This window comes from Nitrospira sp. M1 (genome assembly GCF_965152605.1).
The window spans coordinates 4456957-4476936 of record NZ_OZ224217.1; the positions used below are offsets into that span (position 1 = coordinate 4456957).

Annotated in this window: 20 protein-coding genes; 3 read left to right on the plus strand and 17 right to left on the minus strand. The window is 45.2% G+C overall.

Translation table 11 applies throughout. From position 1 onward, the window contains the following. Positions 1-494: 494 nt before the first annotated feature. From ACWHX8_RS20080 to rpmH, 17 genes are all read right to left on the minus strand, one after another. Positions 495-926 carry a F0F1 ATP synthase subunit epsilon gene (locus ACWHX8_RS20080; protein WP_447969909.1) on the minus strand — a complete coding sequence of 144 codons (432 nt, stop codon included), beginning with the start codon at positions 924-926 and terminating at the stop codon, positions 495-497. Further along, on the minus strand, positions 926-2383 hold the full coding sequence (atpD, locus tag ACWHX8_RS20085; protein ID WP_447969910.1) for a F0F1 ATP synthase subunit beta: 1458 nt from the start codon (positions 2381-2383) through the stop codon (positions 926-928). The genes ACWHX8_RS20080 and atpD overlap by 1 nt, the downstream gene beginning before the upstream one ends. Positions 2384-2449: 66 nt before the next feature. Next, a complete protein-coding gene (gene atpG / locus ACWHX8_RS20090; RefSeq protein ID WP_447969911.1) occupies positions 2450-3325 on the minus strand; it encodes an ATP synthase F1 subunit gamma in 876 nt (291 codons plus the stop codon). A gap of 107 nt (positions 3326-3432) precedes the next feature. Then, a complete protein-coding gene (gene atpA / locus ACWHX8_RS20095) occupies positions 3433-4944 on the minus strand; it encodes a F0F1 ATP synthase subunit alpha (protein WP_447969912.1) in 1512 nt (503 codons plus the stop codon). Between the two features lie 3 nt (positions 4945-4947). Next, positions 4948-5487, minus strand: a complete 540-nt coding sequence (atpH, locus tag ACWHX8_RS20100) for an ATP synthase F1 subunit delta (protein WP_447969913.1) — start codon at positions 5485-5487, stop codon at positions 4948-4950. Positions 5488-5712: 225 nt separating this feature from the next. Beyond that, the gene (gene mnmA / locus ACWHX8_RS20105; RefSeq protein WP_447969914.1) at positions 5713-6858 is read right to left on the minus strand and encodes a tRNA 2-thiouridine(34) synthase MnmA; all 1146 of its coding nucleotides are present in this window, start codon (positions 6856-6858) and stop codon (positions 5713-5715) included. Between the two features lie 29 nt (positions 6859-6887). Next, a complete protein-coding gene (locus ACWHX8_RS20110; RefSeq protein WP_447969915.1) occupies positions 6888-7352 on the minus strand; it encodes a bactofilin family protein in 465 nt (154 codons plus the stop codon). A gap of 85 nt (positions 7353-7437) precedes the next feature. Then, the gene (locus ACWHX8_RS20115; RefSeq protein ID WP_447969916.1) at positions 7438-7926 is read right to left on the minus strand and encodes a bactofilin family protein; all 489 of its coding nucleotides are present in this window, start codon (positions 7924-7926) and stop codon (positions 7438-7440) included. A gap of 160 nt (positions 7927-8086) precedes the next feature. Then, entirely contained in the window at positions 8087-8935 is an 849-nt protein-coding gene (locus ACWHX8_RS20120) for a ParB/RepB/Spo0J family partition protein (protein WP_447969917.1), read from the minus strand. Continuing rightward, entirely contained in the window at positions 8935-9684 is a 750-nt protein-coding gene (locus tag ACWHX8_RS20125; RefSeq protein ID WP_447969918.1) for a ParA family protein, read from the minus strand. Before ACWHX8_RS20125 ends, ACWHX8_RS20120 begins: the two co-directional genes overlap by 1 nt. Positions 9685-10110: 426 nt before the next feature. Next, complete coding sequence (gene rsmG, locus ACWHX8_RS20130; RefSeq protein WP_447969919.1) at positions 10111-10770, minus strand: 16S rRNA (guanine(527)-N(7))-methyltransferase RsmG; 660 nt, start codon at positions 10768-10770, stop codon at positions 10111-10113. A 607-nt stretch (positions 10771-11377) separates the two neighbouring features. After that, positions 11378-13258 carry a tRNA uridine-5-carboxymethylaminomethyl(34) synthesis enzyme MnmG gene (gene mnmG, locus ACWHX8_RS20135; RefSeq protein ID WP_447969920.1) on the minus strand — a complete coding sequence of 627 codons (1881 nt, stop codon included), beginning with the start codon at positions 13256-13258 and terminating at the stop codon, positions 11378-11380. 27 nt (positions 13259-13285) lie between these two features. Next, complete coding sequence (gene mnmE, locus ACWHX8_RS20140; protein WP_447969921.1) at positions 13286-14722, minus strand: tRNA uridine-5-carboxymethylaminomethyl(34) synthesis GTPase MnmE; 1437 nt, start codon at positions 14720-14722, stop codon at positions 13286-13288. Positions 14723-14725: 3 nt separating this feature from the next. Beyond that, a complete protein-coding gene (gene yidC / locus ACWHX8_RS20145) occupies positions 14726-16537 on the minus strand; it encodes a membrane protein insertase YidC (protein WP_447969922.1) in 1812 nt (603 codons plus the stop codon). Between the two features lie 104 nt (positions 16538-16641). Further along, on the minus strand, positions 16642-16905 hold the full coding sequence (gene yidD, locus ACWHX8_RS20150) for a membrane protein insertion efficiency factor YidD (RefSeq protein WP_447969923.1): 264 nt from the start codon (positions 16903-16905) through the stop codon (positions 16642-16644). Continuing rightward, on the minus strand, positions 16827-17279 hold the full coding sequence (rnpA, locus tag ACWHX8_RS20155) for a ribonuclease P protein component (RefSeq protein WP_447969924.1): 453 nt from the start codon (positions 17277-17279) through the stop codon (positions 16827-16829). Before rnpA ends, yidD begins: the two co-directional genes overlap by 79 nt. Next, positions 17212-17352: a 50S ribosomal protein L34 gene (rpmH, locus tag ACWHX8_RS20160; RefSeq protein WP_447971938.1), complete on the minus strand. Its 141-nt coding sequence runs from the start codon at positions 17350-17352 to the stop codon at positions 17212-17214. Before rpmH ends, rnpA begins: the two co-directional genes overlap by 68 nt. A gap of 243 nt (positions 17353-17595) precedes the next feature. Here rpmH and hisS point away from each other — a divergent pair, with 243 nt between their 5' ends. The 3 genes from hisS to ACWHX8_RS20175 all read left to right on the plus strand — a co-directional run bounded on the left by hisS (position 17596) and on the right by ACWHX8_RS20175 (position 19668). Next, on the plus strand, positions 17596-18867 hold the full coding sequence (hisS, locus tag ACWHX8_RS20165; protein WP_447969925.1) for a histidine--tRNA ligase: 1272 nt from the start codon (positions 17596-17598) through the stop codon (positions 18865-18867). Between the two features lie 161 nt (positions 18868-19028). Next, positions 19029-19376 carry a hypothetical protein gene (locus tag ACWHX8_RS20170; protein ID WP_447969926.1) on the plus strand — a complete coding sequence of 116 codons (348 nt, stop codon included), beginning with the start codon at positions 19029-19031 and terminating at the stop codon, positions 19374-19376. 28 nt (positions 19377-19404) lie between these two features. Then, entirely contained in the window at positions 19405-19668 is a 264-nt protein-coding gene (locus ACWHX8_RS20175) for a hypothetical protein (protein ID WP_447969927.1), read from the plus strand. Positions 19669-19980: the final 312 nt, after the last annotated feature.

Genomic DNA, 19980 nt, shown 5'->3' on the forward strand with positions numbered 1-19980 from the left:
AAACAGCAGATAGACGTTCCAATTACGTTCCACACACTTAAAATACGAATTTCTAATATCGAAACCCACGCGCAAGAGGGAGCAGGGTGTTTGAGGTATTTGGTCATTCGAATTTGGAGCGTGTTTCGGATTTCGTGTTTCGGAATTTTCACTTCATCTCCTAGCGAGAGAACAAGCGGAAATTAATTGGATTATAGCGAAACCAAATAACTTCCACCCGAATGTACATCATGTACACAGCGCAAAAACACACGTCGGACAGACGGAAGTAAATTGGAACGGCTATAACTCTAATTGATCGACCTCAGCTGGAACGTATTTGGATTCGCGATAGTTACCAAAGCAGCTAGGTCAGATATACCTAATGCGTACCAATCAAATAGGTACGAACTTACAGAGCAATGCTATATTCTTCAGAATTCAGCGAACTGCAGGGAAGGAAAAAACAGGAGAGGATTCGAATGAAAATATTTTGGGAATGGGGGCTAGACTTGTTATTTTAACCGATTGGCAATTTTTTTCCGAAGACGAGCTTTTTCGAGACTTATTTCGGCTTCTCGCACTTCCGAGGGAAGCCCACCACGCTCAAGCCGTTGCTCAGCTTCTCGGACGGCTTCTTCGGCTCGATCAACGTTGATATCTTCAGCTTTCTCGGCAATTTCAGCAAGAACCGTAACTTTCTTCGGAGTCACTTCAGCAAAGCCCCAGAGAACAGACATAAAATGGGTTTCTTCGCCAATACGATAGTGCAATTCACCGATGCGTAACGTCGTCAGAAAATGACAATGTCCGGGGAGGACACCAAAATCACCCTCGCTCCCAGGTGCAGAAACATAATCGACTTCCTGACTCAACAGACGATGGTCGGGGGTGACAACTTCTAAAAGAATTTTACCTGCAGTCACGTCGGTAGGAGAAAGAGCCATTACACTTTATACCCCAATTTTTCAGCTTTTTCTATGGCTTCTTCAATTGGGCCTACCATATAAAAGGCTTGTTCCGGTAGGTGGTCATATTTCCCATCAACAATTTCTTTGAAACTGCGAACGGTATCAACCAATTTCACATATTTCCCAGGAGATCCGGTGAAGGCTTCGGCGACATGGAAAGGTTGCGATAAGAACCGTTGTAACTTTCGAGCTCTGGCCACGGTTTGTTTATCATCTTCTGAGAGCTCATCCATTCCCAAAATTGCAATGATGTCTTGCAAATCTTTGTATTTCTGTAACGTCCCTTGGACGCGTTGCACGACTCCGTAATGTTCGTCACCCAAAATTTGCGGATCCAAAATCCGAGATGTGGAATCCAATGGATCCACAGCTGGATAAATGCCCAGCTCTGCCAAACTCCGCGACAGCACGGTCGTGGCATCCAAGTGAGCAAACGCCGTCGCTGGGGCAGGGTCGGTCAAATCGTCTGCGGGAACATACACGGCTTGGACGGAGGTGATTGAACCACTTTTCGTCGACGTAATACGTTCTTGCAAGGTTCCCATTTCGGTTCCCAACGTTGGTTGATATCCAACGGCTGAAGGCATGCGTCCTAACAACGCTGACACTTCCGAGCCAGCTTGTGTAAATCGGAAAATATTATCGACGAATAGCAAGACGTCTTGGTTTTCCTGATCACGGAAATATTCGGCAATGGTCAGACCTGTTAGGCCGACGCGCAAGCGTGCGCCCGGTGGTTCGTTCATCTGACCATACACAAGTGCAGCTTTTGACTTGGAAAAATCTTTAGGGTCAATAACTTTAGAGTCCTGCATTTCATGCCATAGGTCATTCCCTTCTCGAGTACGTTCACCCACACCAGCAAAAACTGAATAACCTCCATGATGCAAGGCAATATTGTTAATCAGCTCCATGATAATGACGGTTTTTCCTACGCCTGCACCACCAAAGAGGCCGACTTTTCCACCTTTTGCATAAGGCTCCAACAAGTCAACAACTTTAATGCCGGTTTCCAAAACTTCAGTTTTGGTTTCTTGGTCCTCTAAAGCTGGAGCGCTACGGTGGATGGACCAGCGTTTCTTCGCTGGAACAGGACCATACCCGTCGACTGGATCTCCTAACACGTTCATGATCCGACCCAACGTTTCCTTTCCTACTGGAACGGAAATCGGGGCACCGGAATCCACGACTTCAAGCCCTCTCACCAACCCGTCAGTTGAGGACATGGAAATCGCGCGAACCCGATTTTCTCCAAGGTGCTGAGCCACCTCCAAAGTCAGTGTGTCTCCGTCCTCACCAGACTGTTTCCCCGCCACTTGAGCAATCGTCAGGGCATTAAAAATATTCGGGAGTTTCCCTGGCGGGAACTCAATGTCGACCACTGGTCCAATGACTTGCACGATTTTTCCATTTTCTGTATCGGTACCCACCATAGACTCCTTACTTTGGAATAGGTTTAGGAACTCTGGAAAATAAACGGTTCCTGGACAACCCTTAATTTATTTAATAGCCTCAGCGCCGCCGACAATATCCATGAGTTCTTTGGTAATCGCTGCCTGACGAGTTTTGTTATAAAACAAGGTCACCTTCTTAATCAGCTCGCCAGCATTGCGCGTCGCTCCGTCCATAGCCGTCATCCGTGCAGCCTGTTCCGCAGCGGCTGACTCTAACAGGGCACGATACATTTGAATCTCAAAATGTTTAGGCAACAACGTCTCCAATAATTCACCTTCATCTGGTTCATAGAGGTAGCCGCCTACGGTTGCTGGGGCATCCTCTTCTCGGTCTTCATGAAGGGATTCAATGGGCAAGAATTTCTCGACAATCACTTCTTGCTGCATAGCGGATTTAAATTCATTGTAGACAACATAGAGATGATCAAACGTGCCTGCATGATATTCAGACACAACGTTCTGACCAATATCCAAGGCATGCTCAAAGCTGAGACGATCAAATACCCCTGGCCATTCTTGTCGAATAGGCCAATCACGTCGTTTAAAAAAATCAATGGACTTCCTGCCTATAAGGCTTACCGAGACCTGTTTCCCTAGTCGACGTTGTTCTTCTAAAAATTCGCCCGCCCGACGAAGGATATTCGTGTTAAAGGCTCCACAAAGGCCACGATCACTGGTCACCACCAGTAGTTCAAGCGCATGACCATCACGTCGGCTTAAGAGCGGATGGGCGGACCTGTTGACGCGTTGGCTTAAATTACTCATGACTTCCCGTAATTGATGAGCATAGGGTCGAGCCGTGAGAATCCGTTCTTGCGCACGCTTCAATTTTGCGGCCGCCACCATTTTCATGGCTTTGGTAATTTTTTGGGTATTTTTAACGGAAGCAATTTTCCGTCGAAGACTTTGAAGACTTGGCATAATTCTCTTGCGTCGTTCGTTCCTTGTATTTCGTCGCTCGCGTGAAGAGTCTTTCTGGTTTTTACGAGATACGACTCACAGTCAACGAGATACGTTTTTTAGAGGTGTTATTCGTACCCTTTTGATTTCTTAAACTCCGTGATAATTTGCTTAAGCTTGCCACCGAATTCATCATCAATTTTCTTAATCGATTTCACCTCATCAAGCATTTGAGAATTTTTCTCTTTCACATACGCGATGAGCCCTTGTTCAAATTCACGAATTTTATTGACCGGCACATTGTCAAGGAAGCCATTGACGCCTGCATAAATGGAAAGGACTTGCGTGGCAACTGGCATCGGTTTGTATTGCTCTTGTTTGAGCAATTCCACCATCCGTTCTCCTCTTGCCAATTGGGCTTGCGTGGCTTTATCCAAATCACTGCCAAACTGAGCAAATGCTGCCATTTCTCGGTATTGCGCCAGATCCAATCTCAGGGTTCCTGCGACTTGCTTCATGGTTTTAATTTGGGCGGACCCCCCGACGCGTGAGACCGAGAGGCCGACATTAATCGCTGGCCGTATGCCAGAATAAAACAAGTCGGAAGCTAGAAAGATCTGCCCATCAGTAATGGAAATCACGTTGGTGGGGATATAGGCAGAGACGTCACCGGCTTGCGTTTCGATGATTGGCAAGGCCGTCAAACTACCAGAACCCTTTTCTTCACTCATCTTTGCTGCACGTTCTAATAACCGAGAATGCAAGTAAAATACATCACCTGGATAGGCTTCACGGCCTGGGGGCCGACGAAGCAGAAGGGAAAGCTGCCGGTAGGCGGTGGCATGTTTGGACAAATCATCATACACAATGAGTGCATGTTTCCCATTATCACGGAAATATTCCGCCATGGTCACACCGGCATATGGCGCAAAAAACTGTAGCGAAGCCGAGTCACTGGCGGTAGCCGAAATGACGGTCGTGTATTCCATTGCCCCATGATCTTCTAAAGTCTTCACCACTCGGGCCACAGTCGAACGCTTTTGTCCGATCGCCACGTAGAAACAATAGACGTTTAAGCCTTTTTGATTAATAATCGTGTCAATAGCGATAGCCGTCTTTCCCGTTTGACGATCGCCAATAATGAGCTCCCGTTGTCCGCGCCCAACAGGAATCATCGCATCAATGGCTTTTAGGCCTGTTTGCAGAGGTTCGCCAACCGACTGCCGATCCACGACCCCAGGCGCTTTGACTTCAAGCAGCCTAGACTCAGTGGAATTGATAGCACCTTTTCCATCAATGGGCATACCAATCGAATCAACAACTCGACCGATCAAGGCCTCGCCCACGGGAACTTCAGCAATTCGACCTGTGCGTTTGACAGGATCTCCTTCACGAATGCCCACATCTTCCCCAAGTAACACCACACCCACACTATCTTCTTCTAGATTAAGGGCAACTCCATATAACTCACCGGGAAATTCAAGCAGCTCCCCAGACATGGCTCCATCTAGACCATAAACTTTGGCGATATTGTCACCGACTTGGATAACATACCCCATTTCCTGCACGTCGACCCGCTGGTCAAACCCTTTAATTTTTTCTTGAATGATGGAACTAATCTCTTCTGCCTTAATCTGCATAATTTACCCCTTTGCCAGGCGGGTCCTCATGTTGGCTAATTTTCCTCGCACAGTACTGTCGAATACATGGCTTCCAATGCGAATTTGGAGGCCGGCGATTAAACTTGGTTCTGTTTCAAATTTTATTTTGACGGCGCGATTCAGTTTGCTGGTCAATTCAGTATGCAACTCTTGTTGCTCAGCCGAAGACAACCCATTCGCAGAAGCGATTGATACATGTTGCAATCCGTTTTTTTCATCAACGAGATTACTGAAGGCTTGTGCGATTTCAGGAAGTAAACTTGCGCGATTTTTTCGTAACAGTTGTTCGCAAAATTGTTTCAAGATTGAGGGCGAACCAGTCCGTTCAGTCATTTCATGCAGCAACGCTGTTTTTTCCTCGAACGTAAAAACAGGGGAAGCCAATGCATGCTTAAACGACTGGGAAGCCGCGAGTGACTGGGACATCGTTCCCAAACTCTCGCAGACTACGGGAATGCTCTGCTCATCGAGCAAATGAAAAAGCGCGGTAGCATAGCGTCGCGCAACTGAACTTTTGTTCACGGTTTACTGAAACCTCTGAAATTCACTTAGTGGATTATAGCTAAACCAAATAGTTTCCGTCCGATCCACCATTTGCTGACACAACGCATGTTCACACAACGTGTGTCGAAACTTTTTGGGAACGGCTATATAACGGAGGAGTGCACAAACCTGCGAAAATTAGCATGGGTGAGTGAGGCTGTCAACTCAAATACGGAATTTGCAATGGAAAAAGTGAGAGATCAGCTAGAAAGACTGAAGTGTTGATGCGGATTTTTGGCGATCAATGTGAATGGGTTCTTGCTCTCGTTGAATGATTCCACCACCTAAGACCCATCCAGCTTCATCATAGAACACGACTGATTGGCCTGGGCTCAACGAGCGTTGTGGTTTTTCAAATTTCAGGACCATTGTGTCGGCATGATCCCATGTGACCGTTGCATTGACGGGAGGCGTCGCATAGCGGCATTTGGCAAAAACTTGTGCCCCCTCAGTGAGGTGTTCTTTATTAAAAATATTCAGTTCCGAGATACGGCATGTCCACATATTGAGGTCTTCTGCAGCACCCAATACCACAGTATTACTTTCAGGAATAACGTGATGAACGTAAAGACGTTCTCCGGTTGCGATTCCCAGTCCTTTGCGCTGCCCTGATGTATAGAATGCAATACCATCATGTTGCCCAATGGAAGTTCCCTGCATATCAACAAACGTCCCAGGCTTCATTGATTCTGGAGCATTTACCTTAAGGAACTCTCTGTAATCACCTTGAGTCACAAAACAAATTTCCTGACTTTCCTTCAATTCTTCTGTGGGCAGACCCATGTCCTCCGCACGATTCCAGACTTCAGACTTTTGGAGCTGGCCAACCGGAAAGAGAATGTGAGGAAGCCAATCAGGCGAGATACGATAGAGGAAGTATGATTGATCTTTTTTGGGGTCTTCGGCTCTTCCAAGTTGAAGACGTCCGCCTGCTTGTTCACCAATCGTTGCGTAATGACCAGTGGCGACGAAATCAGCACCCATCTTTTGTGCATGTGTATATAGCGAACCAAACTTGACTCGCTCGTTACATCTCACGCATGGATTAGGGGTTTCGCCGCTGAGATACGCTTGAGTGAAATCATCGATGACACCTTTTTGAAAAACTTCTCGCGTGTCGATGACTTCGTGTGGAATGTTCAATAACTGCGCAACATGTCTAGCAATCCCAACCTTACAACATCCACGCTCTTCCCAGCGCTTTGACGTTCTTGTTTCTTCCGTTTCTTCTTCCCAAACCTGGAGGGTCACACCTTGGACATCATAGCCCTGCTCTACCAGAATCGAAGCCGCAACAGAGCTATCGACTCCACCACTCATCCCCAAGACAACTTTAGGTCGATTAGACATTAAACGGTTATAGCTGTACCCGATAAAAATTAAGAAAGTGAGTCGTGAGCGACTTGGAGACTTTTGGAGTTCTGAGTGCCATTGTCGGCATGGTCAGCATGATCTGCCTCAACATCAAACACTTGCGCAGGAGCCGCTCCCATATCACACATGCCATGGAAGTAGACACCATCTTCCATTGAAAACCCTGGGGTATGAACATCCCCAATTAACACCGCAGGTTTGAGTAACTGCACTTTGTGAGAGGCAGTAATATTCCCCTCCACGCGCCCTCCGCTCACGATAGTCCCACCGATAATCGTCCCTTTAATCACGGCATGTTCACCAATGATCAGGGTATCGTCGGTCGTGATTTCGCCTTCGAAGTGCCCATCAACACGAACGGTGCCTTCAAATTGGGCTTTGCCCTTGAAGTCTACACCTTTTCCGAGAAAGGTGTAATGGTCATCTTCAAAAATGGTTTCTTTTTTTGGTTTACCTTTCTCGCCCCACATGTCTTTGCCTCCTCTAAACGACTGCCTTCAAAGACAGCCACTAATAACGCAGGAAACCCACTTCTTAAGTATCTTCGGCAAAGAGTTACGATACTTTGAGGGTTTCTTCTGCTTTTCCTATAAAGGAGGCTTCTTTTGTTTTGCTCTCACCGGCCTTTGGCATGACACATGTCCCGTTAAAAAGAACACCCTCATCCATTGAAATAGACGGTGTTTTCACGGACCCTTCAAAGACAGCGGGAGACATGAGTTTGACGCGTTCTTTGGCAAGAATATCACCGGTAATTTTTCCCTGACAGGCAATGGTTCCAGCTTCGATTTTTGCTGAAATTACCGCCTTTTCACCGACAATAAGAATGCCATCCGTGAAAATCTCTCCCTCAAGGCGACCATCGACACGAACCGAGCCTTTATACCGAATCGTTCCTTTAAATGTCACACCTTCTCCGACAAAGGCTATGACGTCACCAGCAGCTTTTTCTAAGTCAAATGGCTTGGTGTTTCCCATTGATGTGGCTCCCTCCGTAAAGCCTGAAGATTGATCAGTATCAGAACTGTTGCTTCTTCCAAACATAACTAAAACCCCCTTACGTTTAGGACATTGGCCTTTTGGGGCAATGATCCAGATTCTCCATGTTGAGGGTCATCAGTCTAATGTGTTGAAACGGCACATTACACTGGACAATCAATTGCTTACATGAGTATTTCATCTAAATGATAGTCTACAGCAATTCTTATTCCAAGATAGAACCTGTAATTCTTTCTAGATCCTCCTCTGAAAAAAAGTGAATAATCAGTTTCCCGCCTTTCTTGCCTTTAGCAATATGGACTTTGGACCCGAGATGTCGCCGTAACTGTTCTTCTATATGAAAATACTCCGTCTGCTTTTTGATGACTTTACGAGGAGATATTGAATTTTTAACTTTAGAAACAATAACTTCCGTTCCTCTTACTGACAAGTTTTCTTGAACTATTTGCTTGGCGATCGCAAGCTGTTCCTCGCCTTTTTTCAGGCCCAAAAGCACCTTGGCATGCCCCAAAGTGACTTGATCGCGTTCTATATATTCCTGTACTTCTCTCGGTAGCGTTAACAAGCGCGTGACGTTTGCAATCGTCGAACGGTCTTTTCCCACGGCACTTGCGACCTGATCCTGGGTAAAGCCAAATTCCTCGATTAATTGTGCATAGGCACGTCCTTCTTCCATGGGATTGAGATCTTGTCTCTGGACATTTTCGACCATGGCGAGGGCCAAAGACTTTTCATCGTTTGAAAGTTTGACAAGGGCAGGAATAGCGGCAAGACCGGCAATTTTTGCCGCCCGCAATCTTCGTTCACCAGCAATAAGCTCAAAGACTCCATCTCCGGTTCGTCTCACCAACACTGGCTGAAGGACACCATGTTCCTTCAAAGATGATGCTAATTCTTCCAATTCCGTTTCATCAAATACTTTTCTTGGCTGATAGCGATTGGGGATGATTTGTTTAACGGATATGTACTTAATCTCTTCTCCAACACTCCAATTGACCTTCTTTTTTTCAGGTAAGAGAGCTTGCAATCCTTTTCCCAGTGCTTTCTTTTCCATCAGGCAATGATCTCCTTCGCCAGATCAACATAGGCTCGAGATCCAGAGGAAGCCGCATTGTAGAGCAAGACTGGCTTGCCGTAACTTGGCGACTCCGCAAGTGAAACGTTTCTTGGGATCATAGCTGTGTAGACCTTATCCTTAAAATATTCTCGAATCTCGCCTTCAACTTGGCGGGATAGATTAATACGAGAATCATACATCGTCAATACAATGCCCTCTAATTCTAGATTCGGATTGATTGATTCCTTGATACGGTCAACATTGCCAAGCAATCGCCCAAGACCTTCCATCGCATAATATTCACATTGCACGGGAATTAAGACGGAAGACGCCGCTACAAGGGCATTAATAGTTAGAAGACCAAGTGCAGGAGGACAATCAAAAATGATCCACTGATAGTCTTTTTTGACTTTATCCATAATACTTTTTAAGACTTCTTCTCGCCCTGAAATACTTGAGAGTTCAACCTCTGCTCCTACGAGATCTGCACTCGATGGAATCATATCCAGACCAGTTACCTCTGTTTTAACAATGGCTTCCTCGATAAAATCTCGTGCCATCAAGCAATCATAGATCGTGGCTTTTGGCGACTGTATACCCATGCCACTTGTTGCATTAGCCTGAGGATCTAGGTCAACAATGAGAACCGAATGCTGTTGAAGAGCTATTGAGGCGGCAACGTTGATGGTTGTGGTTGTCTTGCCTACCCCACCTTTTTGATTCGCGACAGCAATAATCTTCTTCAACTAATTACTCCATAGTTAAAAAATACAATAAGTAGAGGTTTGGACACGGTATTTTTGAGTCATGAGTATAAGTCATGTGTTTTCTACGTGAAAAGTCTTTTCCCGTTTAAACATTTCATTATAGGTGGCCTTGGCCACGGTGGTTCGGTATGTCAGCAGGGCTTCTGTGGGCCATCTTGGCTCAATATCCTTTTGCAACTGCTACTTTGATTACAGGTGGCCTTGGCCACGGTCGTTCGGTATGTCAGCAGGGCTTTGTGGGCCATCTTGGTTCAATATCCATTTGCCATTGATGCTTTGATTACAGGTGGCCTTGGCCACGGTGGTTCGGTGCTGTATTCGGCTTCTAATGGGCCATCTTGGTTCAATATCCATTTGCCATTGATGCTTTGCTTACAGGTGGCCAAGTTCCACGTGGAACATTCATTATTCATCATGGCTTAATGGCTTCAAAATAGATACGACCCGCCTACCATACCCAAACGGCAACTCATAGGAAACTTCTCGATCGAGGTCCATTCCGTAATAGGAATTGGCTTTTCCCAAAGACTGAGAACGATACATACACATATGGCTCTCTCGATGCAAGAGGGAAAGTACATCAGGGAAAATATCTTCTGGACTTATCGCTTTTGACACAACAACATCATATGAACAATCAAGAGCCTCATTTTTTACAAATTCCTGAATAGTATTGGGTTTTACCAATGAACCCTCTAAGGAAAGCATCCCAATAATATGATGGAGAAATGCCGTCTTTTTCTTTTTTGGTTCAACTAGCGTCAATGCGATTTGCGGAAAGGCAATTTTCAATGGGATCCCAGGAAAGCCACCACCACTTCCAATGTCAGCAATCGATGGCTCTGAATCTACATCAATAGCACGTGAGCCAGCCAAGGAGTCCACGAATAAATTCACAATGATATCGGACTCATTGCTCAGGCTCGTCAAGTTTACCTTCGTATTCCATTGACATAATTCATGGAAATAGACAATGAATTTTGAAATTGCTTCGTCTGACAGCGTGATGCCTATGTGCGACACACCATTCACAAGCAGATCTTCTATTTTTTTCACATGTTCCACGTGGAACTTGGCCACCTATAATAAAAGTATCAGCCTAAAAAAATACGTTGAACGTAGTAAACACGCGACTCTTGCTCATGACTCACACCGACCGTGGCCAAGGCCACCTATAATGAAAGTGTCAATGGCAAATGAGCATTCAACGAAGGTGGCCTAGAGAAGTCACCAAAAAGTCCACAACCACCGTGGCCAAGGCTACCTATAATCAAAGTATCAATAGCAAAAGGATATCTAACGAAGATTGCCAATCAGAAGCCGAATACAGTCGAGAACGACCGTGGCCAAGGCCACCCTTCAGCAACGCTTGAAAGGCACAAAACACACTTATAGCCGTTCCAGTTATGCCGAATCTATAGGTCACCCATTGAATGTTGATTGCCCTTTCGTTATTGAATCGTCAATCGTCTGAAGGTCGTCCAGACGGGCATAACCTTCCTCATGTTCACGTTGGACCGCGCGGAGTTCGTTGTATTTTTCCGGCTGGAAGTTATTTGGTTTCGCTATAAACGACGATTTGCATGAATGGGCATCATGATTCAAATCACCCATGTCCCAAGATACACATCTCTTCTTTTTTGTGAAGCAAGGCTAAGGATGTGAGATAAACTTATGAACTGAGGCTTTTCTGCTGACGCCTCTTTCTATCCAAGGCAACAAGGAGAAGAGAAATCGCAGCAGGAGTCACGCCTGAAATGCGAGAAGCTTGGCCAATCGAAGATGGCTTGACGTTATTGAATTTTTCAAGAACTTCGTTTGAAAATCCCGTAACTGCGCTATACGCAAAATCAACTGGAATGCGACGGCTTTCTAATTTCTTAAATTTGGCAACCTGTTGTTCTTGCCTATTAATATATCCCTCATATTTTACGGCGACTTCAATGGATTCAAAAAGGTCTTCATCGTATGGCGCTTCTTCACCGGATAGATCAATAAGCTGTTTATAGGAAATATTTGGCCTTTTCAAAAGCTGAGCCAATGTCAGATTATTTGTACTAAGATCAACCCCCAAGGATTCCATATTATGAAAACCGTTGGACTTTGTCGGTGTCGTGACCTGCAAGCGCTTCATTTCATGGTGCATTCGCTCACGCTTATGCTGAAATTTTTGGTACACCGCTTCATTGATAAGGCCAAGCCGATGACCGATGTCCATCAAACGTATATCTGCATTATCCTGCCGTAAGATCAAGCGATGTTCGGCGCGTGAGGTAAACATCCGGTAGGGCTCTCGAGTATCTTTTGTGATTAAATCATCAATTAATACACCAATATAGGCCTGAGACCTATCTAAAATGAGTGGCGATTCATTTTTTACGCGAAGGGCGGCATTAATCCCTGCGATGATTCCCTGGGCCGCAGCTTCTTCATAGCCAGACGTCCCATTTATTTGGCCAGCGTGATACAAGCCTTCCACAAGTTTAGTTTCTAGGGTTTCATGGAGTTGCCGTGGAGGAAAGTAATCATATTCAACGGCGTAACCTGGGCGTAAAAATTTTGCATGCTCAAGGCCTGAGATGGTTTTTACCAACGCTTGCTGCACATCGATGGGGAGACTCGTGGAGATCCCATTCGGGTAATAGGAGTTTCCCTGTAACTCTTCAGGCTCAAGAAAAATCTGGTGTTGTGTCTTGTCTGCAAACCTAACCACTTTATCTTCAATTGACGGGCAATACCGAGGACCCGTGGCATCGATCACCCCTGAATACATCGGGGACCGGTCGAGGTTTTCTCGAATGATTCGATGAGTCTCCTCGTTTGTATAGGTAATGTGACAGGGTATTTGAGTATTGGTAATCGTCTCGGTTCGATACGAAAATGGTCGTGGAGGGGAATCTCCTGGCTGAATGATGGTTTTTTCAAAATCAATACTGTCCCGATCAAGTCGTGGAGGAGTTCCCGTTTTGAGTCTTCCTACTTCAAAACCTAAATCCCGCATACAATCTGAGAGATGTTCTGCAGAATACTCCCCAGCTCGCCCTCCAGGAAGATGGTTCAGCCCGACATGCATGAGACCTTTGAGGAAGGTGCCTGATGTCAAAATGACTGCACGGGCCAGGACCTCTGTTTGATCTTGAAGCTTCACACCCTCAACACGTCCGTTTCGCGTGATAATACGGTCTACGATGCCAGGAATAATCTGCAAACCCTGCTGCTGCCCTAATGTATGCTGCATCTGCGTCGCATAAAGCCGTTTATCACATTGCACCCGAAGAGCTCGAACGGCTGGACCTTTTTTCGTATTGAGCATACGAAATTGAATACCAGAAACATCGGTATTAATACCTATTTCCCCTCCTAACGCATCAATTTCCCTTACGAGATGACCCTTAGCTATTCCACCCATGGCAGGGTTACATGGCATTTGAGCAATCTTCGTCTTATCGATTGTCACCATGGCGACCTGACAGCCCATACGGGCAGCCGCAAGAGCCGCCTCACAACCAGCGTGTCCTCCACCAACAACGATGACATCAACCTTTTTAGACATGAGCTGTCCTCATTTCCATCATACCCACTATTTACCTATACAAAATTCTGCAAACACTCGATCAAGTATATCATCGGTACTAACTGACCCAGTAATTTCTCCCAAGAAGTTCAAGGAAGCACGAACGTCAACAGCGACACAATCTGCTGAAAACCCTTGTTCTATGGCGAGAAGCGAATTGGCCATGGCTTCTTGCGCTGAGAGTAATGCCTGTTTGTGCCGAAGTCGGGTGATCATGACCGCATCCCTCGATTCGAGTTGTCCTGTCAGAAGAACATCTCGTACGGCTGAACAGAGTTGCTCTAAACCAAATCGTGTTGTGGCTGATATTGAAACAATTTTAGTGTGCCGACCTTCTTGCCCTGTTACCGAAGACTCTCGCAATACCGCGAGGATATCATGTTCACGTACTTTGCCTGGCAAATCACTTTTGTTCAAGACTATGACACGCTTTTTCTCTCCACTATTCCTGAGGAGTTGCAGGTCTTCTTCTGAAAGAGCTTGTGAACCATCAAACACAAGCAAGAGAAGTTCCGCTTGATTGAATGCCTCTGTGGATCGACGGATTCCCTCCTCTTCCACTACATCCCCTGCCTCGCGAATACCTGCCGTATCCTGTAAACGAATCAAAATACCATGAATACTCATCACGTCTTCGACAACATCTCGAGTCGTTCCAGGCATTGCCGAAACAATAGCCCTGTTTGTCTCCAACAGTGTGTTTAATAAACTCGACTTCCCGACATTTGGCCTCCCCACGATGGCCGTCTTGACACCTTCTCGAATGATGCGACCATCATCGGCTGTCTTGAGTAACGCTGTGATTTCTGCTTCCAGGGATTGCAAGACTTGTTTCAGCTCATCGTGTCCAAGAAACGTAATGTCTTCTTCAACAAAATCCAAACCTGCCTCCAGGTGGGCCAATACACCAATCAATTCATCCCTCATCCGGTTAATCTTTTCTGCCAATGCGCCTTGAAGTTGTTCCTGAGCCACTTGCAGGCTTGTCGTTGTCGTTGCTCGTATCGTATCCAGGACCGCCTCTGCCTGCGTTAAGTCCAAGCGACCATGGAGAAAGGCTCGCCTGGTAAACTCACCGGGTTCCGCTAGTCTCGCCCCATACCGTACAAGCGCATCACACACGGTTGTCACAATAAGACTGCCCCCGTGACAGTGAATTTCTATCACGTCTTCCCCTGTATAGGATCGTGGGGCTCGCATCAGCACCACTAGCGCCTCATCGACTTTGATCGTTGTGCGATCTTGTTCAGAGTCCTGAGGAGAAACTTTTACGTCTGCAAGGTAGAGTTGATGACTTCGTATCGCCTCGAGGGGTTCTCCACGTCGAAGGAAGATAATGTTCGAGGTCACCGCAAGAGCCTCTGGTCCGCTGACACGCACAATGCCAATTCCCCCTTCGCCTATAGGAGTAGCAATTGCGCAAATAGTATCATCGAGCAACATAACTCACTTCCGGTTTTTTCGTTTGGACTTGCCCTTTCCATTCTCGCTAGAGGACTCTTTCTCATTCTTTTTATTCTTTTGGTCTGTAGGGTCAGGCCCTGATGAGGGCTCGCTACTTGGCTGTGGAGATGAAAAGGTAGGCTTCTTGAAGATATAGCGGTCTGTCACAAATTGTTGCGTAATCGTCAGAACATTATTGGTTACCCAATACAACACGAGACCGGCTGGAAAGGTGAGGAATAAAAACGTCAGAAAGACGGGAAGGATCAACATCATTTTGGCCTGAGTCGGATCCATCGTCGTCGGCATGATCTTCTGCTGCAAGACCATGGACGCTCCCATTAATATGGGCAGCAAATAATAAGGGTCCGGAACAGATAAATCGGTAATCCAGAGCATGAATGGGGCCTGTCGAAGATCAACCGTCATATACAGGATATTAAATAACGAGATAAACGCCGGCATTTGCAGGAACATCGGAAGACAACCACCAACTGGATTGACCTTGTGGTCCTTGTAGAGTTTCATCAACTCTTTATTGAGGCGCTCGCGATCGTCCTTAAATTTGTTTTGGATCTCTAAAACTTTTGGCTGAATCTTCTGCATCCCTTGCATGGACTTGTAACTTTTATACTGGAGCGGAACAAACAAGAGTTTGATACAGACGGTCAGGAGAATGATGGCGATTCCATAATTTTGGGTATAATCATAAAAATACCGCAGCACGTAGAACAGCGGCTTGGCAACGGCTTTGACGACGCTCCAACTATCATAAATAAACCATCCAAAATCGATCGTGTCTTCCAGGCCTAGCTGAAAGTTTTTGAGCAGATCAAACTGTTTGGGACCGGCAAAGAGGCGAAACGCATGACTCTGTTGTCCGCTTGAACCGGGAAAGCGCACTCCAGCCGTGATAACGTTTTCCAATTCTTCTATGGCAAACAGGCCCTCCGCATTTTCAGGAATCACCACACTCATGAAATATTTGTCTTGCAGCGCGGCCCAACGGATATCCCCCGTTCGCTCCACATGCGGCTTTACATCGGCGTCATCACCTTCGGCTAATTCTGGAAGCTCTTTTTCCAGATTCTCTCCAATCATCCAAGCTGGCCCTAACGACCCGATGAACCCTTGTCCCCATTCCACAATGCCGAAGTTCGTGCCAAGGAGAACAGCAAGATCCTCTTGAATGCCTTCGCTCTTAATGACCACATCGACGACATAAGAATCATGATGAAAGGTAAACTCTTTCTGAATCCAAAGACCTTGATCTTTGGATTGAAGAGTCATAGTCATGTGCCCAACAGGGTGACTTTCATCAAGCGTAGAGAAGTCTCGCTGGACTTCATACAGCCCTTCCTGAAAGAGTTTTGTGATCTCCTCATTCGAGACCTCAAGAGATAACGGTTCATTAAACTGACCTTCAGAATACACAAGCTCGACAGGCGTGGGATCTTCAGATTGCGTCAGATATCGTAATAATTGCCAACTCTTAATCTCGGCCCCGCGGTTAGAAATTTGGGCTCGATAGAGCGGTGTTTCGATTGTCTCGATCTGTTCCTGTTGTTCTGTGTCACTTGGCAGGGAAATATCTGAAGAAATCTGATTTTCTTCAGCCGTCTCGGTTTCAGCAGAAGAGGAAACCTCGGCACTGTTCTGTTCGATCTGTTCCTCGCCCACCAACGATGTGTCTTCTGTCTGGTCAATGATGGATGTATCATTGAGAGGGGCGAAGCCATATTCTTTCATGACAACATCCCAGCCAATGATGATCCCCAAACACAACACGATAAACAGAACGACTCGTTTTTCCATTGACGTTAGAACTTTCTAGACAGTTTTGGGTGGTCCTGATTCAGAACAGGCCTTGAGTGTTGTTAGCGTACAATAACGATGAGTTCATAAGTTCTGGAATTGAATCAGGGAACCGGATCAGTCCCACCTGAATGGAATGGCTGACATTTCAGAAGCCTGAAGCTTGTTAACCATAGTCCCTTCACGAGTCCATACCGACGAATGGCTTCGTAACCGTAGTGAGAACACGACGGTTCAAACCGACAGTGCGGTCCCAAGAAAGGTGAAACCCATTGTTGATAGACTGAGATTATCCAGAGAATGAATCTGGATACGAGTGATAAGGAGTTGGACGGAGAACTCCAATCCTGTGAAGGGCTACTTTCCAATTTTCCTGAACAATCTGAAATTTTTTCCGTAATACAGGAGGCTTGGGGAAGATAACAATATCATAACCTTTCACCAATTCTTCCTGTATGGCTCGCACCAATTCTCTAAATATACGTTTTGCTCGATTTCGAACAACCGCCTTCCCAAATCGCCGACCGACAACTATACCCACACGAGATTTGGAATACTGACTTTGACAATACATCAAGTTAAACAGGGGGTGCTGTACGCGTTGGCCTACACGTTTAACCTGATTATAATCCAGTGTTTTTTTGATGAAGAGAGTATAGTCAGACGACACACGTTTATTCATCTGAGACTGTAAGACGAGTACGTCCTTTTTTTCTCCTTCTCGCAAGAACTTTTCGTCCATTTTTTGTACTCATCCGTTTTCGAAAACCGTGGTCTCGTTTTCGTTTGAGATTCGATGGCTGTCTGTAAGTCATTGACACGGCAATTTTCTCCTTCGTAAATTCATAGGTGCAAACCCAAAATTATGGGGATTTATATTCTAGATGTCAATTCGCTTCCATTCAATATCATAGATTAGCTGACTTCCCATTCCTCATTTTGTTTGGCATAGGCCATTTATTGACTAGAATTTAGTGTGAAGATATAGTCATTTCTTAGAAAATTACCTGTATTTTTCGTCATTTATGACTCTATAGCTCTCATAAGGACTTGACGTTGTGAAGATTCGTGGGATTAAAGGCATTAAGGATATTCTTCCGGATCAGATGACCAAGTGGAATGTCGTTGAACATTCTGCGCACAAACTTGCCCAATGTTATGGATTTTCCGAAATTCGGATACCGACATTTGAACAGACTCAGTTATATGCAAGGAGTATCGGTGAATCCACTGATGTGGTCGAAAAAGAAATGTATACGTTTCAGGACCGAGATGGAACATCGTTAACCTTACGTCCCGAGGGAACGGCCGGTGTGGTTCGAGCGTACCTTGAACATAACCTTTCAGCACAATTCACCATGCGAAAGTTGTACTATATCGGCCCCATGTTTCGTCATGAACGGCCCCAGGCCGGTAGATTTCGACAGTTTCATCAATTTGGCGTCGAGGTATTTGGTACCGAAGACCCATACATGGATGTCGAGGTTATTTCCTTGCTTTGGCAATATTTTACAGATTTACAATTACCAGAGCTGACCCTGTACATTAACTCCATCGGCACGCCAGATGATCGGCAACTGTATATTTCACAACTGCAGGCATACGTTAAACCACAACTTCTAGATTTCTGCGAAAACTGCCAGCGACGTTTTCACACGAACCCTCTTCGCATTCTAGACTGTAAAGTGCCCCGATGTAATACGCTTACTGAAGAAGCACCTACGCTGTTGGATACTCTCTCAGCAACGTCGCTTGAGCACTTTACCCATGTCCAAAATGGTCTCTCACTACTTAATATTCCTTATACTATTCATCACAGACTTGTTCGAGGCTTAGACTACTATTCTCAAACAACATTTGAAATCACGTCATCTCACTTAGGCGCGCAAAATACAATCGGAGCCGGTGGTCGATATGATGGGCTTGTGAAAAATCTTGGAGGTCCGCCAACCCCAGCTGTAGGATTTGCCGTGGGTCTAGAACGGGTCAATCTTCTCGTTCCACCAACAGTGGTCACACAGACTCCCCCAATAGTCGTAGTCGCTGGATTTGGTGATAAAGGACGACCTGAAGGTCTTAAACTTCTCACAAGTCTTCGACAAGCTGGAATCATAGCTGATGCAGATTTTCGAGCCAATTCTTTAAAATCCCATCTACGGTCAGCTGATAAACTCGGGGCCTTAGCCACGATTATCATTGGAGACGAAGAGGTTCAAAAAGCCGTAGCCATCGTTCGAAATATGCAGGATAAAAAACAAGTTGAAGTACAAATTTCTTTGGTCCCAGAGAAGCTCAAATCATGGATTCATCAAAACGTCAACATCTTCTAATTTCTTGACATTTTTCATGAAAGAATGTTATTTTTCTTCTTATTTTTCAATAAGAAAGAACTGATTTTCGTTTTTTCCCTCCGCCGGAACCGAACAACACGTTTTCGGGTATATAATCCATAATTCTCCGCTGTTGGCGTTAATGGTTTGTTAAGGCATCCATGTCTCTAAAACTTATTGTCTTAATCCGCAAGGATCCGACTGTCACTCACCAGCCAGTGGAGGGCCTACGAATTGCGCTGGGTTTATCGACAGGCCCTAATGAATTAACGATTATCTTGTTAGGCCAAGCACAGTTACTCGTCTCTGAAGAATTATCTTCTTCTATCAGGGATTTAGATACGCTTGAAAAATATCTCCCTTCCATTCAAGAACTAGAACTTCCGATCCTCGTTCCTGAAGAAAGCCAACGGTCATTTGAATTAGACCCAGACTTTTCAATTCAAGAAAAATCCGTGAGTCATATTCAATCTCTCATACAAAAAGCAGATCGTGTTCTTATATTTTAAAACATCAGTTCAGACAGGTTGATATCGTATGCCCCATACACTCTATATACTCACCAAAACTGGCCAGGAAGAACACGATGACTTTTCCACTTATATTCAGCAACAATCTGGTCAAGAAAATCATCGGACCACTCTAGTTTTCACACAAGGTGGACCTCAAAAAACCACACTTACTTCAGAGAATATGTATATTATTCAAGAAGATACAGTACAGAATGACCAATTGAATTCTTTGGCCTATAGAGATGTACTTGGGTTAATTTTCATTTCTGATAGTATCGTGGTGATGTAAATACTATTCACAAGTTCAACAGCCTCTCTTTCTTAAATTATTCTAAGCTAAGAATAAAAGACAGTAGTGGGAGAAGAAGTAGTAATAGGGTCTGTGAGTATGTGGGTAATTTATTTTATTAATATAAATCAAATAGTTATAAGTATTTTTTGGAGTGGTACCTGTGGGTATGTAATAGATTTTCAAAGATTCTTTGTAGATGAGCTGGGAAATAAGGATGAAGAAGTTGGTGGTAAGTGGGTACGAAAGTGATCAACGACATTCATATATTCCTGATAATGACTGAAATTATTAACAGGTGTTTATAAGTCT